The sequence below is a fragment of the Arthrobacter ulcerisalmonis genome (assembly GCF_900609065.1).
GTDB lineage: Bacteria > Actinomycetota > Actinomycetes > Actinomycetales > Micrococcaceae > Arthrobacter > Arthrobacter ulcerisalmonis.
In genome coordinates, this window is the sequence record NZ_UXAU01000008.1 from 39,295 (window position 1) to 59,079 (window position 19,785).

Annotated in this window: 17 protein-coding genes and 2 tRNA genes; 14 read left to right on the plus strand and 5 right to left on the minus strand. The window is 61.3% G+C overall.

All coding sequences use genetic code 11. The annotated features are described in order from the left end of the window. Positions 1-323: 323 nt before the first annotated feature. The 11 genes from dnaN to PSET11_RS00230 all read left to right on the plus strand — a co-directional run bounded on the left by dnaN (position 324) and on the right by PSET11_RS00230 (position 11,630). A complete protein-coding gene (gene dnaN / locus PSET11_RS00185; protein WP_124089566.1) occupies positions 324-1,448 on the plus strand; it encodes a DNA polymerase III subunit beta in 1,125 nt (374 codons plus the stop codon). 96 nt (positions 1,449-1,544) lie between these two features. Beyond that, entirely contained in the window at positions 1,545-2,429 is an 885-nt protein-coding gene (gnd, locus tag PSET11_RS00190; RefSeq protein ID WP_124089567.1) for a phosphogluconate dehydrogenase (NAD(+)-dependent, decarboxylating), read from the plus strand. A gap of 44 nt (positions 2,430-2,473) precedes the next feature. Further along, positions 2,474-3,676 carry a DNA replication/repair protein RecF gene (gene recF / locus PSET11_RS00195; RefSeq protein ID WP_124089568.1) on the plus strand — a complete coding sequence of 401 codons (1,203 nt, stop codon included), beginning with the start codon at positions 2,474-2,476 and terminating at the stop codon, positions 3,674-3,676. Next, positions 3,669-4,229 (plus strand): DciA family protein, encoded by a 561-nt coding sequence (locus PSET11_RS00200; protein ID WP_124089570.1) that lies wholly within the window; start codon positions 3,669-3,671, stop codon positions 4,227-4,229. Before recF ends, PSET11_RS00200 begins: the two co-directional genes overlap by 8 nt. A 369-nt stretch (positions 4,230-4,598) precedes the next feature. Beyond that, positions 4,599-6,683, plus strand: coding sequence for a DNA topoisomerase (ATP-hydrolyzing) subunit B (gene gyrB, locus PSET11_RS00205; protein WP_124089572.1), 2,085 nt, complete (start codon positions 4,599-4,601; stop codon positions 6,681-6,683). A 54-nt stretch (positions 6,684-6,737) separates the two neighbouring features. Further along, a complete protein-coding gene (gene gyrA, locus PSET11_RS00210; RefSeq protein WP_124089574.1) occupies positions 6,738-9,416 on the plus strand; it encodes a DNA gyrase subunit A in 2,679 nt (892 codons plus the stop codon). Next, a complete protein-coding gene (locus PSET11_RS00215; protein WP_124089576.1) occupies positions 9,409-10,089 on the plus strand; it encodes a DUF3566 domain-containing protein in 681 nt (226 codons plus the stop codon). The genes gyrA and PSET11_RS00215 overlap by 8 nt, the downstream gene beginning before the upstream one ends. Before the next feature lie 97 nt (positions 10,090-10,186). Beyond that, positions 10,187-10,260 (plus strand) — tRNA-Ile (locus tag PSET11_RS00220). Positions 10,261-10,326: 66 nt separating this feature from the next. Then, a complete protein-coding gene (locus tag PSET11_RS16775; protein ID WP_238988963.1) occupies positions 10,327-10,443 on the plus strand; it encodes a DLW-39 family protein in 117 nt (38 codons plus the stop codon). Between the two features lie 69 nt (positions 10,444-10,512). After that, positions 10,513-10,588: transfer RNA gene (locus PSET11_RS00225), tRNA-Ala, on the plus strand. A 118-nt stretch (positions 10,589-10,706) separates the two neighbouring features. After that, positions 10,707-11,630, plus strand: a complete 924-nt coding sequence (locus tag PSET11_RS00230; RefSeq protein WP_124089578.1) for a DMT family transporter — start codon at positions 10,707-10,709, stop codon at positions 11,628-11,630. Here PSET11_RS00230 and PSET11_RS00235 read toward each other — a convergent pair whose 3' ends face one another. Further along, positions 11,631-12,506 (minus strand): glycosyltransferase family 2 protein, encoded by an 876-nt coding sequence (locus tag PSET11_RS00235; RefSeq protein ID WP_124089580.1) that lies wholly within the window; start codon positions 12,504-12,506, stop codon positions 11,631-11,633. A 110-nt stretch (positions 12,507-12,616) separates the two neighbouring features. Further along, the gene (locus PSET11_RS00240) at positions 12,617-13,669 is read right to left on the minus strand and encodes a hypothetical protein (protein ID WP_124089582.1); all 1,053 of its coding nucleotides are present in this window, start codon (positions 13,667-13,669) and stop codon (positions 12,617-12,619) included. 154 nt (positions 13,670-13,823) lie between these two features. Between PSET11_RS00240 and PSET11_RS00245 the strand changes: the two genes are divergently transcribed. Both PSET11_RS00245 and PSET11_RS00250 read left to right on the plus strand, forming a co-directional pair. After that, on the plus strand, positions 13,824-14,369 hold the full coding sequence (locus PSET11_RS00245; protein WP_124089584.1) for a peptidylprolyl isomerase: 546 nt from the start codon (positions 13,824-13,826) through the stop codon (positions 14,367-14,369). Between the two features lie 8 nt (positions 14,370-14,377). Then, the gene (locus PSET11_RS00250) at positions 14,378-15,256 is read left to right on the plus strand and encodes a rhomboid family intramembrane serine protease (RefSeq protein WP_124089586.1); all 879 of its coding nucleotides are present in this window, start codon (positions 14,378-14,380) and stop codon (positions 15,254-15,256) included. 804 nt (positions 15,257-16,060) lie between these two features. Here PSET11_RS00250 and PSET11_RS00255 read toward each other — a convergent pair. Continuing rightward, positions 16,061-16,666 (minus strand): DNA-3-methyladenine glycosylase I, encoded by a 606-nt coding sequence (locus tag PSET11_RS00255; RefSeq protein WP_124089588.1) that lies wholly within the window; start codon positions 16,664-16,666, stop codon positions 16,061-16,063. A gap of 60 nt (positions 16,667-16,726) precedes the next feature. Then, positions 16,727-16,978 (minus strand): cell division protein CrgA, encoded by a 252-nt coding sequence (locus PSET11_RS00260; RefSeq protein ID WP_124089590.1) that lies wholly within the window; start codon positions 16,976-16,978, stop codon positions 16,727-16,729. A gap of 205 nt (positions 16,979-17,183) precedes the next feature. Between PSET11_RS00260 and PSET11_RS00265 the strand changes: the two genes are divergently transcribed. Next, on the plus strand, positions 17,184-17,825 hold the full coding sequence (locus PSET11_RS00265; RefSeq protein WP_124089592.1) for an aminodeoxychorismate/anthranilate synthase component II: 642 nt from the start codon (positions 17,184-17,186) through the stop codon (positions 17,823-17,825). A gap of 14 nt (positions 17,826-17,839) precedes the next feature. On the opposite strand, the gene pknB is transcribed toward PSET11_RS00265, so the two are convergent. Next, positions 17,840-19,780 (minus strand): Stk1 family PASTA domain-containing Ser/Thr kinase, encoded by a 1,941-nt coding sequence (gene pknB / locus PSET11_RS00270; RefSeq protein ID WP_238988964.1) that lies wholly within the window; start codon positions 19,778-19,780, stop codon positions 17,840-17,842. Positions 19,781-19,785 lie beyond the last annotated feature (5 nt).

Below are 19,785 nucleotides of genomic sequence, written 5' to 3' on the forward strand. Positions count from 1 at the left end.
GGATTCAGCGGCAGGATCGAGTTATCCACAGTTTCCACAGCAGTTATTAACACTACTAATCCCAAGAAATTGAAATCCCTCAAACAACAAGATGGGTTCTGCACGGCAACGGGCCGGGCCAAACGGCCCAACGGGCCTCCGGGCAGGGGCCGGGGATGGGTTAATCCCAGATCTTCGGGCTAAGCTGTCAGCAGCGCTCCCATCCTTGGGTTTTCTTGTGCTTCCCATCCGGAAAACCATGATGATTCGCTGAATTTTTTTGGCACCACCCCAGGCGGTGTCGGTTACACCAACGCAGCAGCAATGAAAGGCGGCACCCTTCCGTGAAGTTCAGAGTCGATCGGGACGTCCTGGCAGAAGCCGTCACATGGACAGCCCGGTCGTTGTCTCCGCGGCCACCCGTCCCCGTCCTTTCGGGTCTCTTGCTTAAGGCAGAAGCTGGCACCGTCAGCCTCTCGAGCTTCGACTACGAAACCTCTGCCAGGCTTGAAATTGCCGCTGACGTGCGGGAAGCGGGCACTATCCTGGTTTCCGGCAGGCTCCTCGCAGACATCTGCCGCAGCTTGCCGTCCGCGCCAGTGGACGTCGAAACCGATGGCAGCAAAGTCACCCTGACCTGCCGCCGTAGCAGTTTCCATTTGGCCACCATGCCGGAAGCCGAGTACCCACCCCTCCCGGCATTACCCACCATTAGCGGAACCGTTCCCGGCGATGCCTTTGCCCAGGCTGTTTCACAGGTCATCATTGCTGCGAGCAAGGATGACACCTTGCCGATCCTCACCGGTGTCCGGATGGAAATCGAGGACGACCTCATTACGCTCCTGGCAACGGACCGTTACCGGCTCGCCATGCGTGAAGTCCCGTGGAAGCCAGCAACTCCGGGCCTGTCTACCAGCGCATTGGTCAAAGCAAAAACCTTGAACGAAGTCGCCAAAACCCTCGGTAACAGTGGCGACATCAACCTCGCCTTGGCAGACGACGACACCCGGCTCATCGGCTTCGAGAGCGGTGGGCGCACCACCACATCGTTGCTGGTGGATGGCGATTACCCCAAGATCCGCTCGCTTTTCCCGGAATCCACGCCAATCCACGCCACGGTGCAGACCCAGGAACTCGTCGAAGCTGTCCGCCGTGTCTCGCTGGTAGCCGAACGGAACACTCCGGTGCGTTTGGCCTTCACCGAGGGCCAACTGAACCTTGACGCAGGCACCGGTGAAGATGCCCAAGCCTCGGAAGAGTTGGAAGCCCAGCTCTCCGGTGAAGAAATTACCGTGGCCTTCAACCCGCACTACCTAGTGGAGGGTCTCAGCGTCATCGAAACCAAATTTGTCCGATTCTCCTTCACGTCTGCGCCGAAGCCGGCCATGATCACTGCCCAGGCCGAAGCTGAGGGCGATGACCAGGACGACTACCGCTACCTGGTCATGCCCGTCCGGCTCCCTAACTAGTCTCCAACGGCTCCCAGCCTTCGCAAGCTGAGGCAGTGCCGCTCGCCAACGGGGCCCAAGCCACCGCCACCCACTAGCCCAGAAAAGAGTCTCACCATGCACATTGGACTGATCGGCCTCGGCAAGATGGGTTTCAACATGCGCGAGCGGCTACGACAAAACGGCATTGAGGTGACCGGCATGGACCGCAACCCCGAGGTGACGGATGTGGCCTCGGTGGACGAGCTGTTGGCCCAGGTTCCCGTTCCCCGCATCATCTGGGTCATGGTGCCATCAGGCGGCATCACCAATTCGGTCATCGCGGAGTTGGGCGACAAGCTCGCGCAAGGCGACCTGGTGATTGATGGCGGCAACTCTCGTTTCACCGAGGACCAAAAGCACGGTGAAATCCTCGCGGCAAAGGGAATCAACTTCGCCGACTGCGGTGTCTCTGGTGGCGTGTGGGGCCTGCAGAACGGATACGGACTCATGGCGGGCGGCGCTGCAGCAGACATTGAACGTGCCATGCCGGTTTTCGATGCACTTCGCCCAGAAGGAGACCGCGCCGACAGCTTCGTCCATGTTGGCGATGTTGGTGCTGGGCACTACGCCAAAATGGTCCATAACGGCATCGAATATGGTCTCATGCAGGCTTATGCCGAAGGCTATGAACTCCTGGCAGCCAAAGACATCGTCTCGGATCTGCCCGGCACGTTCCGGGCATGGCAAAAAGGCACCGTGGTCCGGTCTTGGCTGTTGGACCTGATGGTGAAAGCGCTGGACGAGGATCCGGGACTGGAATCGATTGACGACTACGTTGAAGATTCCGGCGAAGGCAGGTGGACGGTCGAAGAAGCCATTGCCAATGCCGTCCCCGCCCCAGCCATTACCGCTGCCCTCTTTGCCCGGTTCTCTTCACGCGAAGATAACTCGCCTGCCATGAAAATGGTGTCCGCCCTCCGCCACCAGTTTGGCGGCCACGCCACCCGTCCCGCTAAGTAGTACCCAGCGGGAACCGAGAGGTTCCCAGAATTGTCGAATCCCGCGTGTACCTCGAACACCTTTCCCTGACCGATTTTCGCAGCTACGCGCAGGTTGAACTGGCGCTGACTCCGGGCGTGACCGTTCTTGTGGGCGCGAATGGAATCGGCAAGACCAACCTGTTGGAAGCAATCGGCTACCTAGCCACCCTTAGCTCACACAGGGTCAGCACCGATGCGCCCTTGCTGCGGTTTGGGACAGAGCGTGCCCTGGTTCGGGCTCGGGTGGTCCGTGGCGGCCAAATCACGGTCCTGGAATTGGAAATCAACGCTGGCCGGGCTAATCGTGGCCGGATTAATCGTAGTAACCCTGTCCGCGCACGGGACCTTCTGGGCATCTGCCAGACAGTCCTTTTTGCCCCCGAGGACCTGGCCCTGGTCAAAGGCGACCCGAGCAATCGGCGCAGGTTCCTCGATGAGCTGCTGGCCAGCTTGGTGCCTCACCACGCTGCAACACGTGCCGACTATGACCGGGTTTTGAAACAGCGCAATGCGCTGCTGAAGTCTGCTCGGGCTGGGAAATTCAGCGCGGCCCACGAGGCGACCCTTGAAGTCTGGGATCACCATATGGCCAAGGCAGGTGCAGCGTTGTTACACGCACGGCTTGAGCTCGTGGAACTTCTCCGGCCGCACCTCGCCCGCGCCTATGCAGGGTTGACGGATGCGTCCAAACCCGCTGACGCGCTGTATCGGTCCACCCTCCAGGACCAGATTGACGACGACGGCGGGCCGGCACGCGGGAACGGGTCACCGGTGGCGGCAGAATCGTCAGCAGTGGTTGACGACCTGCGGCAATTCTCCGTTGATGAGCTCACCGAACGGTACGTCAAGGCTTTTGCGGAGGCGAGGAAAAAGGAGCTGGAACGGGGAATCTCCTTGGTGGGCCCCCACCGCGACGAGTTGGAACTCATCCTTGGCCAGGCGCCTGCCAAGGGATATGCATCGCACGGTGAAACGTGGTCCATGTGTTTGTCGCTTCGATTGGCTTCCTATTACGTAATGTTGGATGATGCCCGCACCGGAGGCTCTGCGCCGATCCTGATCCTCGACGATGTTTTTGCCGAACTGGACGTGCACCGGCGGCGTAAACTAGCAGCCATAGTGACCGGCGCCGAGCAGGTCCTAGTGACGGCCGCTGTCGATGCTGATATTCCGGCGGAGTTGTCGGGGCGTCGCGTGAACGTTGTCCCGGGAGGTATTGATGAGTAGGGACGCTGAAGCTGGTGGCGGACTCCAACCTGGCCGGGACCCGGACGAAATCGACGCCCCGCAGGCGGCGTTGAACCGGATGCGCGACGCTGCGGCGTCCCGTGGCGAAGTGCGGCGGGCTGCTCCTCGAGCCGGCGCGAAGAAGGCCAGGTCGGGAATTCGGGACACCCGTGGGTTCAGCCAGTTTCACAATACCGGCCGCGATCCGCTGGGGCTGGGCAAGGTTGTTGGCCGGCTGGTGGCAGAACGTGGCTGGACCTCACCCGTGGCGGTGGGTTCTGTCATGGCCGAGTGGGCCACCCTGGTTGGCCCAGAGATCTCCGCGCACTGCACACCCGAAAGCTTTACCGACACCACGTTGCACGTTCGCTGCGACTCCACTGCCTGGGCAACGCAGCTACGACTTCTGAGTATCAGCCTTCTTGAAAAATTCCGGACAGAACTCGGTGACGGCGTGGTCACCAGCATCCAGGTTCTGGGGCCTTCGGCACCAACCTGGCGTAAGGGCGCCCGAACAGTTAATGGTCGCGGGCCCCGCGATACTTATGGCTGAACGAATCTGCGCCGCGATGGGTGCCCAGCGCCGGATAGAGCCATTTTGGGGCGTTGTGCCGTATAGGTCCCCGGCGACCGCTCCCCAAGTCCGCCAAAACGGTAGTCAATGGCCGCTCAAGGGCAATTCAGTATCTGCCCACGGCTTATGAATGCGAGGAAATGGGCTACTTCGCGGTAGAATCGGGTAAGAAAACTGGGCGCGGGTGAACCGTTGACTGAGTCCGAACTCCGCGTTCTTCACACTGAGAGGGGTTCGGCCTCTTTGCTGTCTCGGCACTTTGCTATCAGTTCATGCCTAGCGGCGGGTCTTTCCTGATAGAGGGGCTTCGCCTGGCCAAAACCGAGAACAGAGGAGTCGACAGCGCCTGTGGCTAACGACAATACGGAACAACTGGCAGCCGATACCGAGCTTGGGGAGGCTGCGAATGACACCCCCACAGCCACAACTCCCCGGGAATACGGCGCCAGCGACATTACTGTTCTCGAGGGGCTTGAAGCAGTCCGGAAACGCCCCGGGATGTACATCGGGTCCACCGGTCCCCGTGGCCTCCACCACCTGGTCTATGAGGTGGTGGATAACTCGGTTGATGAGGCTTTGGCGGGCTACTGTTCCCACATTGAAGTGATTCTGCGGGCAGATGGTGGCGTGCGGGTGATTGATGACGGTCGCGGTATCCCCGTCGATATGCACCCCACCGAGCACAAACCAACTGTCGAAGTTGTCATGACCATCCTCCATGCTGGCGGCAAGTTCGGCGGCGGCGGATATGCGGTCTCTGGTGGACTGCACGGCGTTGGCATTTCCGTTGTCAATGCCTTGTCTGAACGAGTCGACACTGTAGTTCGGCGGCAAGGCCACGCGTGGCGGATGTCGTTTGCCCACGGCGGCAAGCCGCAGGGCGGCCTGGTTCAGGGCGAGGCAACCGAAGAAACCGGAACCACCCAGACGTTCTACCCGGATCCCGAGATCTTCGAATCCACCCGGTTCGACTTTGAAACCTTGCGCTCCCGTTTCCAGCAGATGGCTTTCTTGAATAAGGGCCTGCGCATCACCCTGACAGATGAACGCGTAGCCGAGTCCGCGCCCCAGGACGACGATCTGGACTTGGACGCCGTGGCAACAGAGGGCGAGGTCAGTGCTGCAGAGCACCGCACGGTGGTTTACCAGTACGACGACGGCCTGCTGGACTATGTGAAACACCTGAACTCAGGCAAAAAGGTTGAGGTAGTCCATGAGGACGTCATCGCCTTTGAAACCGAGGACAAGGACCGCAAGATTGCCTTGGAGATGGCAATGCAGTGGACCAACGCCTACTCGGAGAGCGTCCACACCTACGCCAACACCATCAACACCCATGAGGGTGGCACCCACGAAGAGGGCTTCCGGGCCGCGATGACCTCGCTCATCAACCGCTACGCGCGGGAGAAAAGCATCATTAAGGAAAAGGATGACAACCTCACCGGTGATGACATCCGCGAGGGGCTGACCGCGGTCATTTCCGTGAAGCTGGCCGAGCCCCAGTTCGAGGGACAGACCAAGACCAAGCTGGGCAACTCCGAGGTCAAGGGCTTCGTCCAGCGCGTGGTCACTGACGGTCTGGGTGACTGGTTGGAACGCAACCCTGGCCCTGCCCGCGACGTGATCCGCAAGGCTATTTCCGCTGCCCAGGCCCGGATGGCGGCACGCAAGGCCCGCGATAACGCTCGCCGCAAGAGTCCGCTCGAATCTTTTGGGATGCCCGGAAAGCTCTCGGATTGTTCCTCGAAGAATCCGGAAAAGTGTGAGGTCTACATTGTGGAGGGTGACTCCGCGGGTGGTTCCGCTAAGCGTGGCCGCAACCCGGAGACCCAAGCGATCCTGCCGTTGCGCGGCAAAATCCTGAACGTGGAGCGCGCGCGGCTGGACAAGGCCCTAGGCAATGCCGAAGTACAGTCCATGATCACAGCCTTTGGTACCGGCATTGGCGAGGACTTTGACCTCTCCAAATTGCGCTATCACAAGATTGTTTTGATGGCTGACGCTGACGTTGACGGCCAGCACATCACCACGCTGCTAATGACCCTGCTGTTCCGCTACATGCGGCCGCTGATCGAGAACGGCTACGTCTATCTGGCGCAGCCACCGCTGTATCGGATCAAGTGGTCCAATGCGGCCCACGACTACGTCTACAGCGACCGGGAACGCGACGCGAAGCTCCTGTCGGGCCAAGCAGCAGGACGCAGGATCCCCAAGGACAACGGCATCCAGCGCTACAAGGGCCTCGGCGAGATGGATTACACGGAACTATGGGACACCACCATGGATCCTGACCACCGCACGCTGCTGCAGGTGACCATGGATGACGCCCTCGCCGCGGACCAGATCTTCTCCGTCTTGATGGGTGAAGACGTTGAATCGCGCCGAAACTTCATCCAGCAAAACGCCAAGGACGTCAGGTTCCTGGATATCTAGAGGCACTGCCTGAATATTCACGAACCGACATATACCTGAAACGGAAAATAATAGATGAGTGACGAAACACCTGAGAATCAGGCCGCGGACGCTGGCCTGCCGGCTCTCCTGCCCGACGCTGATGTTGCCGTAGTTGACCGCGTTGAACAAGTGGACCTGCAGACGGAAATGCAGCGCTCCTACCTCGACTACGCCATGGCCGTCATTGTGGGCCGCGCGCTCCCGGACGTCCGTGATGGCCTAAAGCCAGTACACCGCCGGGTTCTGTACGCCATGTTCGACGGCGGCTACCGCCCTGACCGATCGTTCAACAAGTGCGCTCGTGTTGTTGGCGAAGTCATGGGCCAATACCACCCCCACGGTGACACGGCGATCTACGACGCCTTGGTTCGTCTGATCCAGGACTGGACCATGCGCTACCCGCTGGCCCTAGGCCAGGGCAACTTCGGTTCTCCCGGCAATGACGGCGCCGCAGCCCCCCGGTACACGGAAACCAAGATGGCTCACCTGGCCATGGAAATGGTCCGCGATATCGACGAGGAGACCGTCGACTTCCAGGACAACTACGACGGCAAGAACCAGGAACCCACCATTTTGCCGGCCCGGTTCCCCAACCTTCTGGTAAACGGTTCTTCAGGCATTGCTGTGGGCATGGCCACCAACATCCCGCCGCACAACCTCCGGGAAGTAGCCGACGGCGTGCAGTGGTACCTGCGTAACCCCGGGGCCACCCGTGAGGAGCTCCTGGAGGAGCTTCTCCTGCGTATCAAGGGCCCCGATTTCCCCACTGGCGCCACCATTTTGGGTCACAAGGGCATCGAAGACGCTTACCGGACCGGTCGCGGTTCGGTCACCATGCGCGCTGTGGTCAACGTCGAGGAACTCCAGGGCCGGACCTGCCTGGTTGTCACGGAACTGCCCTACCAGGCCAACCCGGACAACCTGGCCATCAAGATTGCCGATCTGGTCAAGGACGGCAAGATCTCCGGAATCGCTGATCTTCGCGATGAAACGTCCGGCCGCACCGGCCAGCGCCTGGTGATTGTCCTGAAGCGTGACGCTGTGGCCAAGGTGGTGCTGAACAACCTCTACAAGCACACCGAACTGCAGAGCAACTTCTCGGCAAACATGCTGGCAATTGTGGACGGTGTGCCGCGCACCCTCAGCCTTGACGCGTTCATCCGGCACTGGGTCACCCACCAGATGGACGTCATTGCCCGCCGGACCCGGTACCGCCTCAGGAAGGCCGAAGAGGAAGCACACATCCTCCGGGCGCTCCTGAAAGCCTTGGACATGCTGGATGAGGTCATTGCCCTGATCCGTGCGTCCAACACCACCGAGGCCGCTCGTGATGGCCTGATGGGACTTCTGGACATTGATGAGCTCCAGGCCCGGGCCATCCTGGACATGCAGCTGCGCAGGCTGGCCGCCCTGGAACGCCAGAAGATCCAGGACAGGCACTCGGAACTCGAGCAGCTGATCGCGGAATACAACTCGATCCTCGCTTCTGAGGAACGCCAGCGGGAGATCATCAGCACAGAGCTCGGTGAGATCGTCGACAAACACGGTGACGACCGCCGCACCCGGATCCTGATGGGCTTCGACGGCGATATGTCCATGGAAGACCTCATCCCCGTCGAGGAGATGGTGGTCACCATCACCCGCGGTGGCTATGTCAAGCGGACCCGGAGTGACAACTACCGTTCACAGCAGCGTGGCGGCAAGGGCATCAAGGGTGCCCAGCTCCGCGGGGATGACGTGGTGGAACACTTCTTTGTGACCACAACCCACCACTGGTTGCTGTTTTTCACCAACCTGGGGCGCGTCTACCGGGCCAAGGCCTACGAATTGGTTGAGGCCGGCCGGGATGCGAAGGGCCAACACGTTGCGAACCTGTTGGCGTTCCAACCGGACGAGCACATTGCCCAGGTCTTGGACCTGCAGGATTACCAGCAGGCGCCCTACCTGGTCTTGGCCACCAAGCGGGGCCTTGTGAAGAAGACCCGGTTGGAGGACTATGACACCAACCGCTCTGCAGGCGTCATCGCCATTAACCTCCGGGACGAGGACGAACTTGTTTCGGCGCAGCTCGTCTCGGAAACGGATGATCTGTTGTTGGTCTCGCGTAAGGGTCAGTCAATCCGCTTTACCGCCACCGAGGATGCCCTTCGGCCCATGGGCCGCGCCACGTCGGGTGTCACGGGCATGAAGTTCCGGGAAGAAGACGAGTTGCTGGCAGCAAACGTCATCACCGACGGTTCATTTGTCTTCGTGGTGACCGAGGGCGGCTACGCCAAGCGCACCGCCGTCGAAGAATACCGGCTGCAGGGCCGTGGCGGGCTGGGCATCAAGGTGGCCAAACTGGCCGAAGAACGCGGCGACCTGGTGGGTGCGCTGATTGTCCAGGAAGAGGACGAAGTGCTGGTGGTCATGGAGGGCGGCAAGGTGGTTCGTTCCTCGGTGGCCGGAGTCCCCGCAAAAGGCCGCGACACCATGGGCGTCATCTTTGCCAAACCCGATAAGAACGATCGGATTATCGAGGTGGCACGCAACAGCGAACGTGGTCTCGAGGGCGAGGAATCGCCGGAGGATGACGTAACGTTGGCTGAAGACGGCGGGCCCATTGGTGGTTCCGCTGAGCCAACAGTCGCAGAAGAATCACCGGCCAGTGAGTCTGAGGACGCCTCCGGCGATGCGCCGAACGAAGACACTACGGAGGTAACGAGTGAGTAATTCAGACTCATTTCCCAAGCCGAACAGCTCCGCGCCCGGCGCAAACCGTCCCTCGGGTTCGCCGCGGGTCAACCCGCCCCAGCGGCCCCAGCAGCGCCCGGCAGCTCCGGCTGCCGCGCCCGGTCAGCGGCCCCAGGGCCAGGCGGGGCAACAACGTCCAGCGCAGGCACCCGGACAAGGCCAACGACCAGCCCAGGGTCCGGTTGGCCAACGTCCTGCCCCGGCCGGTCAACGGCCAGCGGCTGGCAGTGCCCAGGGTGGCCAGAACCAGGGCAGCCCCAACCTGGTGAAGCCAGCGCCCAAGGCCAAGGTCAGGCGCGCCCGGCTCCTGGTCAGCAAGGTCGATCCCTGGTCTGTCCTCAAGATGGCCTTCTTGCTGTCAGTCGCCCTGGGCATCGTCACAGTGGTTGCTGCGATCGTGCTGTGGACCGTTCTGGATCTCACCGGCATCTTCGACCAGGTGGACAGCCTGCTGGGAACCTTGGCTGGTTCTGAGGGCGGCGGATTTGAACTGAAGAAGGTGGCCTCACTCGGCCAGGTAGCGTCGTTCGCCACCATCATCGCCGTGGTCAACGTGGTGCTCCTCACCGCACTGTCCATGCTTTCCGCGGTCCTGTACAACATTTCAGCCACCCTTGTGGGTGGAATCGGCGTGACCCTCACTGACGACTAATTGGTCACTCCAACCGGCTAAAACGCCGGTCGGACACCCGATTTTGGATCGGGCCGGGATGTGCTGTACAGTCATATCTCGGCCCGATGAGGCATCGGGGCGTATAGCTCAGGCGGTTAGAGCGCTTCGCTGATAACGAAGAGGTCCCAGGTTCAAGTCCTGGTACGCCCACGGAACCTATGCAGGTTCGAAAAAGGTAAGGTCACGGAAACGTGATTGCACCGGAACGGGGAGCATGTGAAGAAGTTGCTGATCTTGGCAGCCGCGATCGCAGGCATCCTGTTCTATCGAAAAGCGCAGGAATCCGAAGCCCGCAAGACAGTCTGGAGCCAGTCGACCGACACGGTCAGCTAGCAACAGCCCACGAATGGCTGGTGAATAACCAGTGTTTTTATAGGGTATGATTGACGGGTTGCTTCTTATGGGGGCATGGCGCAATTGGTAGCGCACCTGCTTTGCAAGCAGGGGGTTCGGGGTTCGAGTCCCCGTGCCTCCACCATAAGTAAAGTCCCGGTCAGCGAACAGCTGGCCGGGACTTTTGTTTTCCGGAGAAAACCCCTGGCTGGCGTGTGCCCGCCGATGCTGGCCAGCAACCCGGGGCGGAATACAGTGGTGCAGTGACTTTTCTTATTGCCGCGTTGGGTGTCTTGGGTGTGGCCTCCTCCGGCCCGCTCATTGCCGCCACCCTGGGGGCAACATCCGTCAGCGCGCTGGCAATTGCCTTCTGGCGGAACGCTCTGGGCGCCGTAGTCATGGCCGCGCCAGCCCTCATCCGCGAACCGCGGCGGTTTGGCCAGATCACCAAAGCCGAGTTTCGCTGGTGCCTGATTGCCGCCGTCGCCCTGGCCCTGCACTTTGCTTGTTTCATTACCTCCCTGCAGCTGACGTCAGTGGCAGCAGCAACGGCCCTGGTGTGCCTGCAGTCGGCCTGGATTGCGGTCTTCCAGATGCTCCGCGGCACCCGACACCGCTGGCAGGTCTTGTCGGGTTTGGGTATCGCGTTGGTTGGCGTAGCAGCAATTACCGGCTTGGACATGGGCAGCTCGGATCAAGCGCTGATGGGCGACGCTCTGGCGGTGGCTGGCGGGGCTTTGGCGGGAATCTATACAATCGCTGGTGGCAAAGCGCGGCAGAGCTTGAGCATCGGCAGCTACACCACCCTCTGCTACGGCATGTGTGCGGCTCTGGTGGCCGTTCTGGCGCTCAGCACCGCGACGCCTCTGTCAGGGTTTGAAGGGGCCGGCTGGTTGGGCATTGTGGCGATCACCGTGTGTGCCCAACTGGTAGGCCACACAGCCTTCAACCATCTGCTGGCCACCATGAGCCCACTCCTGGTCTCCATGATCATCCTGCTGGAAATTCCAGGCGCAGCAGTCCTGGCTGCTATTTTCCTCAACGAAGTGCTGCCCACTGGAACCTATGCTGGCTTGGCGTTGATTATGTGCGGACTGGCGGTTGTGGTGGCCGGGCAGAAATCGCAGCGCAAAGAAGGCCGCAACAGGTCAACGGGCGAGCCACTAGCCGAGCTCGGTGCGGATTGACTACTGCCCACCCCGGCGGACCGGTTGGGCGGTATTGACGGTGTGAATGGCCCGGAGAATCTTCGCCGGGAAGTAGACGGAGAAGAACACCACCATGGGCGCCTTCAGCGCCATCTTGCGCACATTGTGGGCCTTGTACGTTCGGTCGAACCGGGTGACGTAGTACCTGTAGTCGCGTGGTGAGTCCTCAAGCCGCCGAGCAGACATCCCAGAAACCATTTCCGGCCAGTACTGGATCTTCAGGTCATGATCGGCCAAGTGGAGTGAAAGGTCGATGTCCTCATGCATCTCATCACGCTCATCACGGCAGGTCTCGGTCCGAATAATTTGCCAGGCGGAGGCTCGCAGGGCCATGTTGGAGCCGAAAAGAAAGTGATATTGCTGTTTTCCCAGCTTCAGCATGAGCTGGCGCATCTTGTCGTCGGCTTTCAGACCGAATCGGCGCATGGGCATGTCGTAGTAGACCACTGGACCGGTAGCGGCTTGGACCGAACGGTCCTCGAAGGCCCGCTGAACCTGCTCCACCCAATCCGGCTCGATGACCGAGTCTGCGTCGATCCTGCCGAGGACGTCACCGGTGGCGTGGTCCAAGCCAAAATTTCGAGTGGGAATGAGGCCTTGGTCCAGCTCTTGGCGGAGCAGGATGATGGGGCTTTCGGCGTATTCGCGCTGCATCTGTTGGACCATGGCGGCGGTCCGGTCTGTGGAGAGGTTATCCACCACAATAATTTCGTGGGCAGGCACCGACTGGTAGATAGCGGCCACCAGGCACTGCCTGATGACGCTTTCCTCGTTGTAGGCCGGGATGACGATGGAAACACGGGGCAGCACGGCTGCGTCGTTCAAGGCATCCCCAGAGGATTGATCGGCTGACATCAGGATCAAATCTAGCACCGTTCGGTCAAGCCACCGGGAGGTTGGAACTCACCTGTAGACGCAGGAAAGGTCCCGTCCGAAGACGGGACCTTTCCTTCAAGCGTCAGTATTTAGTGGTTTCCCTTGTCAGCGTTGCCGATGTTGGCAGCAATGTTCTTGGTAGCCGTCTTGGCGTCCGTTGCGACCTTAGCTGCGTGGTCTGCAGCATCTTCTGCAACATGCTTGGCCTTCTCGGCACCGTCAGCAAGGGCATCCTTGGCGTCCTCGACTACGTTGGCCACCTTGCCCTTGAGGTCGTCAGCTTTGTCAGCTGCGTCATCAGCAACCTTGGCTGCCTTGTCCTGTACGTCGCTGGCAACGTCTGCTGCCTTGTCCTTGGCATCCGCAGCGGCGTCGCCAGCCTTCTCGGCGGCGTCAGCAGCGGACTCCTTGACATCGTTGACGGTGGTGGCCGGCACCGGTGCTGGAGTGGGCTTAACGGGTGAGGGGGTCTTCCACGGGTCCTCGACCGGCTTGGAAGCCTTCCATGCGGCAACACCAGCAGCAACAGCTGCGGCAATGATGCCGAAGACCAGCCAACCGCGCTTCTTCGGCTTGGGCTTGGCGATCTCGATGCCCACAGCCTTGCCAGCGTCCGACGCTACGGAACGGATCTGGTGCCCGGCGGCCTGTGCCTGGTCCTGCAAGGAGTGCACAATGCCGGCGTCGCCAAGCTTCTGTGCCACCTTGTCCACGCGGGCCGGGGCGCTCTCCAAGGTGCGGTGGACGGCCTCCGACGCGCTGCCAATCTGGTCAGAAAGGCGCGGCAGGTAGTCGCCAACAACTCGGTCCCGCGCGTTCAGCACGGCGGGGCCGGCCTTGTCGAGGGCGTCGTGCAGGCGAGGAGATGCGTTGTCCACGGCGTCGCTGATCCGCGGCGCCAACTGCGACAGGCCATCCTGAATGCGCGGCGTTACTTTTTCGACGCCGTCGGCCAAGCTGTGGGCAGCAGTCTTGAGGCCCTCCTGGATCTTGGGCGAAGCAGAATCAAGGCCGTGCTGGAGGCGGGGTACCGCCCAGTCAACAGCCGCTTCCACTCGGGGGGTGGCCCACTCGCGGGCGTTCTCAACTGCGTTGGTGACTGAGTGCTCGAGGTCACGAGCAATACGGTCTGACTTCTTCACAACTACCTCCCGATTAATGTGACAGTTCTGTCGCTAGCCTACGTGGCTTGCTCGTCACCGGCTATTCACTTCGCTGATTTGGCGCAGATTTCACCCAGCGCGGAACTGCTGTCACGTCCAGTTTGGGCCGAGGTTGGCGTGGGATAATAGGGCCATGACTGCCATCGCAACCGCAAAAGCAACCATCCACACGAGCCTCGGCGACATCGTCGTCAACCTCTTCGGCAACCACGCGCCCAAGACGGTCAAGAATTTCGTCGGCCTCGCCACCGGCGAGCAGGACTGGACCCACCCCGAATCCGGCGAAGCCAAGACCGGGACCCCGTTGTACGACGGAACCATCTTCCACCGGATCATCAAGGACTTCATGATCCAGGCCGGCGATCCCCTGGGCCGCGGCACCGGTGGCCCTGGCTACCGTTTTGACGACGAAATCCACCCCGAGCTCAGCTTCAACGCTCCCTACAAGCTGGCCATGGCCAACGCTGGCATGCAGGGTGGCAAGGGCACCAATGGTTCGCAGTTCTTCATCACCACCATTCCCACCGACTGGCTCCAGGGCAAGCACAGCATCTTCGGCGAGGTCGCTGATGACGCGTCCAAGAAGGTCGTAGACGCCATTGAAGGTGTCCGCACCGGGATGGGCGACCGTCCGGTTGAAGACGTCACCATCAACAGCATCGATATCGAAAACCTCTAACCGTCCCGATGAGTTACGGAATTCCGGCGGCTGAGCCGTCCGCCCAGGTCCCGGTGTGCCCGCGGCACCCAGATCGGCCCTCCTATGTCAGCTGCCAGCGCTGCGGGCGGCCCGCTTGTCCCGAGTGCCAGCGGGCGGCCGCCGTCGGATTCCAATGCGTTGACTGTGTCAACGAAACAAAACGTTCGACGCCGGCCGTCAGGTCGGTCTATGGCGGCGCGGTAGCCGCCGGTAAGCCGTTGGCGACGTTCAGTATCATCGCCGCCTGCGCCCTTCTGTATGTTCTGCAATGGGTGGTGCCTAATGACGCCGTCTATCAGACCTTGGGCTACTCCAATATCTACGCGCAGCCTCAACTAGGCCTCTTCGAACCGTGGCGAATGCTCACCTCGGCCTTCCTGCATTCCCAGGGATTCATCCTGCACATTGTGCTCAACATGTACATGCTCTGGATCTTTGGCCAGGCGCTGGAGCCGCTGCTCGGCAGGATCCGCTTCTTGGCCGTGTACCTGCTGTCTGCCCTCGGCGGGTCGGTGGGCTATCTCCTCCTGACGCCGCTGTATGTTCCGGGCCAGCCGATCTACGGCGTGGTGGGAGCTTCCGGGGCGATCTTCGGATTGTTCGGGGCCATGTTGCTGGTGCAGCGCCAGCGCGGCGGGGATACCCGCCAACTCTGGATCCTCATTGCCATCAACGGTGCCATTGGCTTCCTGGTCCCCCAGATCGCCTGGCAGGCGCACCTGGGTGGCCTGGTCACCGGGGCGTTGGCGGCAGCCGTCATCGCGTACGCGCCCCGTGGGCCCCGGCGGGAACTGGTCCAGGCTGCTGGCCTGGTAGGAGTCCTGATTCTCCTAGTCGTTGCCACTACTGTCCGGGTTTCCATCTAGCTACCCACACATCCAGGAAGGCCTGCATCGCTGAACGCGGTGCGGGCCTTTTTGTTATCCACAGACTTTATCCACAATGTTGGTAACTTACATGGGTGTAGTTCACAGCGCCTTGTCCCTGGCGATGCCTAGTTCCCGGGCTTTAGTTACTGGCGCGTAGCCGATTGTCCACAACTGTGGATAAGGCGTGGGGATTGCAGTGTGTGTAAGTGGATAAGGCAGGAGCAAAGACTCGATTGTGTGGAAATCGCGGTCTGATTCGGGTGGAGGGTGCGGTGTTACTAGGGTTCTTACTGCATTTTCAACAGGCTTGTGCACAGTGTTAATAAGTAACAACCGTGTAGTTAGTAGTCATGAATGGCTCGGATTCGCTGCCACACCGGGGATTGAATGCCACCCAGCGTCGCCGTTATCCCCATCTGTGGATAACGTGTGGGTATCAGGATGTGTGTATGTGGATAAGTTTGGCTTCCCTGAGCCGTTCAGCAGCCTGCTCGCTCGGGTTTGCCGACGCACCTTGGGAGGACGGGTGTCAGTCCCCTGCTGCTAACGAAGCATCTCTTCAGCCGGAACGCGGATGCGCTGGTGCAAAGTTATCCACAGTTGAATCCACAGTGTTAATATCTCCCCTGGTGGGTGGGCGGGGACACGATCTTGTCGCCAAAGGAACCTCAACCATGCATCGGCGCAGGTGGACGGAGTTTTCAACAGTGTGGATAACTTTGCCAACAGCTGGGGAAAACTGAAGGCGCCTTGCGTGAGAGCGGCAGGAACCGGCCGCGGACGGAGAAGAGCCGACAGCGGCTAGTCGGCCCAGATCCCGGACGATCCGCGGCGGTGACTGGCCAGTAGATGGGTATCCACCATGCCAATGGCTTCCATGAGGGCAAACATGGTGGTGGGTCCTACGAAAGCGAAGCCTTTGCGCCGCAGCGCCTTGGAGAGTTCAACCGACTCAGCGGATTGGGTGGGAATGTCACTGTGGACCACAGGACGAGGAGTAATTTCCGGTTTGAAGCCCCAGACAAAGTCCACCAGACCGCCCTCCGCACGGAGCGCCAAGGTCGCCTGGGCGTTGCGGATGGTGGCATTGATCTTCAAACGATTCCGGACAATGCCGGCGTCCAGCATGAGCCGGTCCGCGTCTGCTGCCGAGAACTGCGCCACCGCGTCCGGATCGAAGTCCGCAAAGGCGGCGCGAAAAGCTGGTCGCTTCTTCAGGATGGTGGCCCAGGAAAGTCCGGCCTGGAACCCCTCTAAGCAGATCCGCTCGTAGAGGCCCTGCTCATCGGTGACGGGCAGCCCCCACTCCTGGTCGTAGTACTGCTGTAGGAGTGGCGATGATGCGGCCCAGAGCGGCCTGGTGAGTCCGTCGGAGCCAGTCACCAGGTCGGCATGATCAACAGCCATGTTGTGTCCTCGCCGGAGGTGGGCCCAGCTGCACCAATGGGCGCAGTGGTTGGCGTGCTGCTAGGAGCGCCAGCGGGTGGTCATGAGGAAGCCGACGATCGCAATGCCGAAGCCGGCAACGATGTTCCAGGATCCCCATGCCTGCACGGGCAGCCGGCCTTCACTGATGTAGAAGGTGATGATCCAGAAGAGGCCGATGATCATGAGACCGAACATCACCGGTTTGAACCACACCGCGTTCGGCTTGTATGCCTGGGATCCTGCTGACGGTGGAGTGCTGACAGACTTCTTGCGCGGTTTCGACTCGGGCACTGGCTCTCCTGCACGGGCTGGGTAGGGGTTCTAACCATCAATCCTAGCGGTAGTTCGTGGCGGTCCAGGGCAGCAATACCGCTCGGAATCAAGGCTGCGTTGGTGTTGATTGCTGCCACACTGGTATTCATGGAACAGGCACTATTTGCGAATAGTTCCGAATCCCCACCCGTCGCCGACACAATGATTGGTCCCAGAGCTAGCCATGACCGCAACCAAAATTCTCGTGGTGGATAACTACGACAGCTTCGTCTACACACTGGTGGGCTACCTGCAGGAGCTTGGCGCCGAAACTACGGTGGTCCGGAACGACGATGTCACCCTCGCCGAGGCGATCGAGATGGCCAGCACCCGAGATGGTGTCCTGGTCTCACCTGGCCCGGGCAATCCGGCCGAAACGGGTGTCTGCATCGAGCTAATCAAGTGGTGCGGGGATAACCAGGTCCCGATGTTTGGCGTCTGCCTGGGCCACCAGGCCCTGGCCGAGGCGTACGGCGGAACCGTCACGCACGCGCCGGAACTGATGCACGGCAAAACGTCATTGGTGGAACACAACGGCACCAGCGTTTTTGCCGGCCTGCCCTCACCCGTGACGGCGACCCGGTACCACTCGCTGGCGGCAGTGCGTGAGAGCATCCCGGATGTTCTGGAAGTGACTGCTCAGACGGCGTCTGGTGTCGTCATGGGCTTACAGCACCGCACGGCCCCGCTGAGCGGTGTTCAGTTCCACCCCGAGTCCGTCCTGACCGAAGGCGGCTACCAGATGCTGGGCAACTGGCTCGAATCGCTGGGCATGACGGGTGCTGCCAGTCGCGCCGCCACGCTCAGCCCGTTGATCCAGCACTAGCAGGCCCGCCGGCCTCAGTTTTTCTTGGTGGCCGAGGGACTCGGTGAGGCGCTGGACGGCGACGGCGTGGGGGTTGGAGTAGGTGGAGTCTTGGCCACCACGATATTCACGGTGCTGCCCTGTTCCACCGCCGAATTGACGGCCGGGTCTTGGTCCGTGACCCGGCCGGCTTCCACCTGGGGGTTGGGATCCTCACCAACGGACGGAACCAGCCCCAAGGCCTTGAGCGCGGTTTCTGCTTCGTCGCGGGTTCTGCCGCGGAGCTCCGGAACGCTGACTTTCCCGGTGGAAACGACCAATTCGATGACGGATCCGATGGCGACGGACTGGCCCGGCGCCGGCGTGGACGTAATGACCACGCCCGCGGGAACTGAGACGCTGTTGGCCGTGGTGGTGGTGGGAGCTCCCACCAAGCCAATCTGGCGCAGGATGTCCCTGGCGGCAGCCTCGGTGGCACCCGCAATGTTGTCCGGGACGTTCACGGCGCTGGGACCGTCAGAGATGGTCAGGAGTACCTCAGCGTTGGGGTCCATTTGAGTGCCGGTACTGGGATCGGTGCCGATCGCCGTGCCCTTGGCCACCGTGTCGTTGGTTTTCCTGACGATCGTTGGCTTCAGTCCGGCGTTGTAGATCTCCTGCAGCGCTGCCGTTTCGGACAGGCTGGAAACGGACGGGACCTGGACCTTCGGGATGACCGGGGCAGGCTTGTTGACCACGCTGTACAGCCAAAGTCCACCGCCCACCAAGACCAAGACGGTAAAGATGGCCAAGGTGGTGATCCAGGCACGACGACGGGCCTTCTGGCCCGCGCTTCGCCCCGGTTCTGCGCCCTGGCCCCGGGGCAGGGCTGCCGGCCGGCCGTCGTCGTCCGTCCGCAACGCACGGCTCGCGGCCGTAGCCGTGGCAGCAAATGCGCTGGTGACGGCGAGTGAACCGGTGGCCGCGGTGTCAGCTAGGCCCGTAGTGGAGAACGCCTCGGTAGTCGGCGAAGGGGACATGACTTCGTTGGTCGGATCTGTGGGAGTCTCCGAGGCGGACAAGGCGGGAACCGGAATACCCGAGCGGGCTGCCCTCAGGGCGCGCCGGAACTCTGCGGCGTCCTGGAAGCGGTCGTCCCGATTCTTGCGCAGCGCCTTGGCCAACACGGTGTCTAGCGCAGGGGTGACTTCCGGATTGATGCCGCTGGCCGGAGGCGGAATTTCGCGGACATGCTGGTACGCCACAGACACGGGACTGTCGCCAACGAAAGGGGGGCGGGAGGTCAGCATCTCGTAGAGCAGGCACGCGGCTGAATAGAGGTCGCTGCGGGCATCCACGGATTCGCCGCGGGCCTGCTCAGGAGAGAGGTATTGGGCGGTTCCCACCACGGCTTGCGTCTGGGTCATGGTGGCCGACGAATCAGCGATGGCCCTGGCGATACCGAAGTCCATTACCTTCACCGAGTTGGTATCGGCGCAGTACATCACGTTGGCAGGCTTGATGTCCCGGTGCACAATGCCTGCTTTGTGGCTGTACTCCAAGGCGCCGAGCACCCCCAGGCAGTATTCGATCGCCTGCGGGATGCTGACCTCGCCGGCCCGAATCAGGTCACGAATGGTCCGGCCGGAGACAAATTCCATCACGATGTACGGCACTTTAACGGATTCGTCGGTGCCGTCATGGACCAGGTGTTCGCCGGTGTCGTAGATGGCCACGATCGAATGGTGGTTGAGGGCAGCAACTGCCTGGGCTTCCCGCTTGAACCTTGCCTGGAACTGGGGATCCCTGGCCAAGTCCGGGCGGAGCAGCTTGATGGCCACCGTCCGGCCCAGCCGGGCATCCAGGCCTTGATGCACGTCAGCCATGCCGCCACGGCCAATCAACTCGCCCAGTTCGTACCGTCCGCTGAGCACGCGCTGGCCATCCACCGGGATGTTCTCATCCCGGTGGAGGGGGTTACGTGGTAAATCGGTCACTGGCG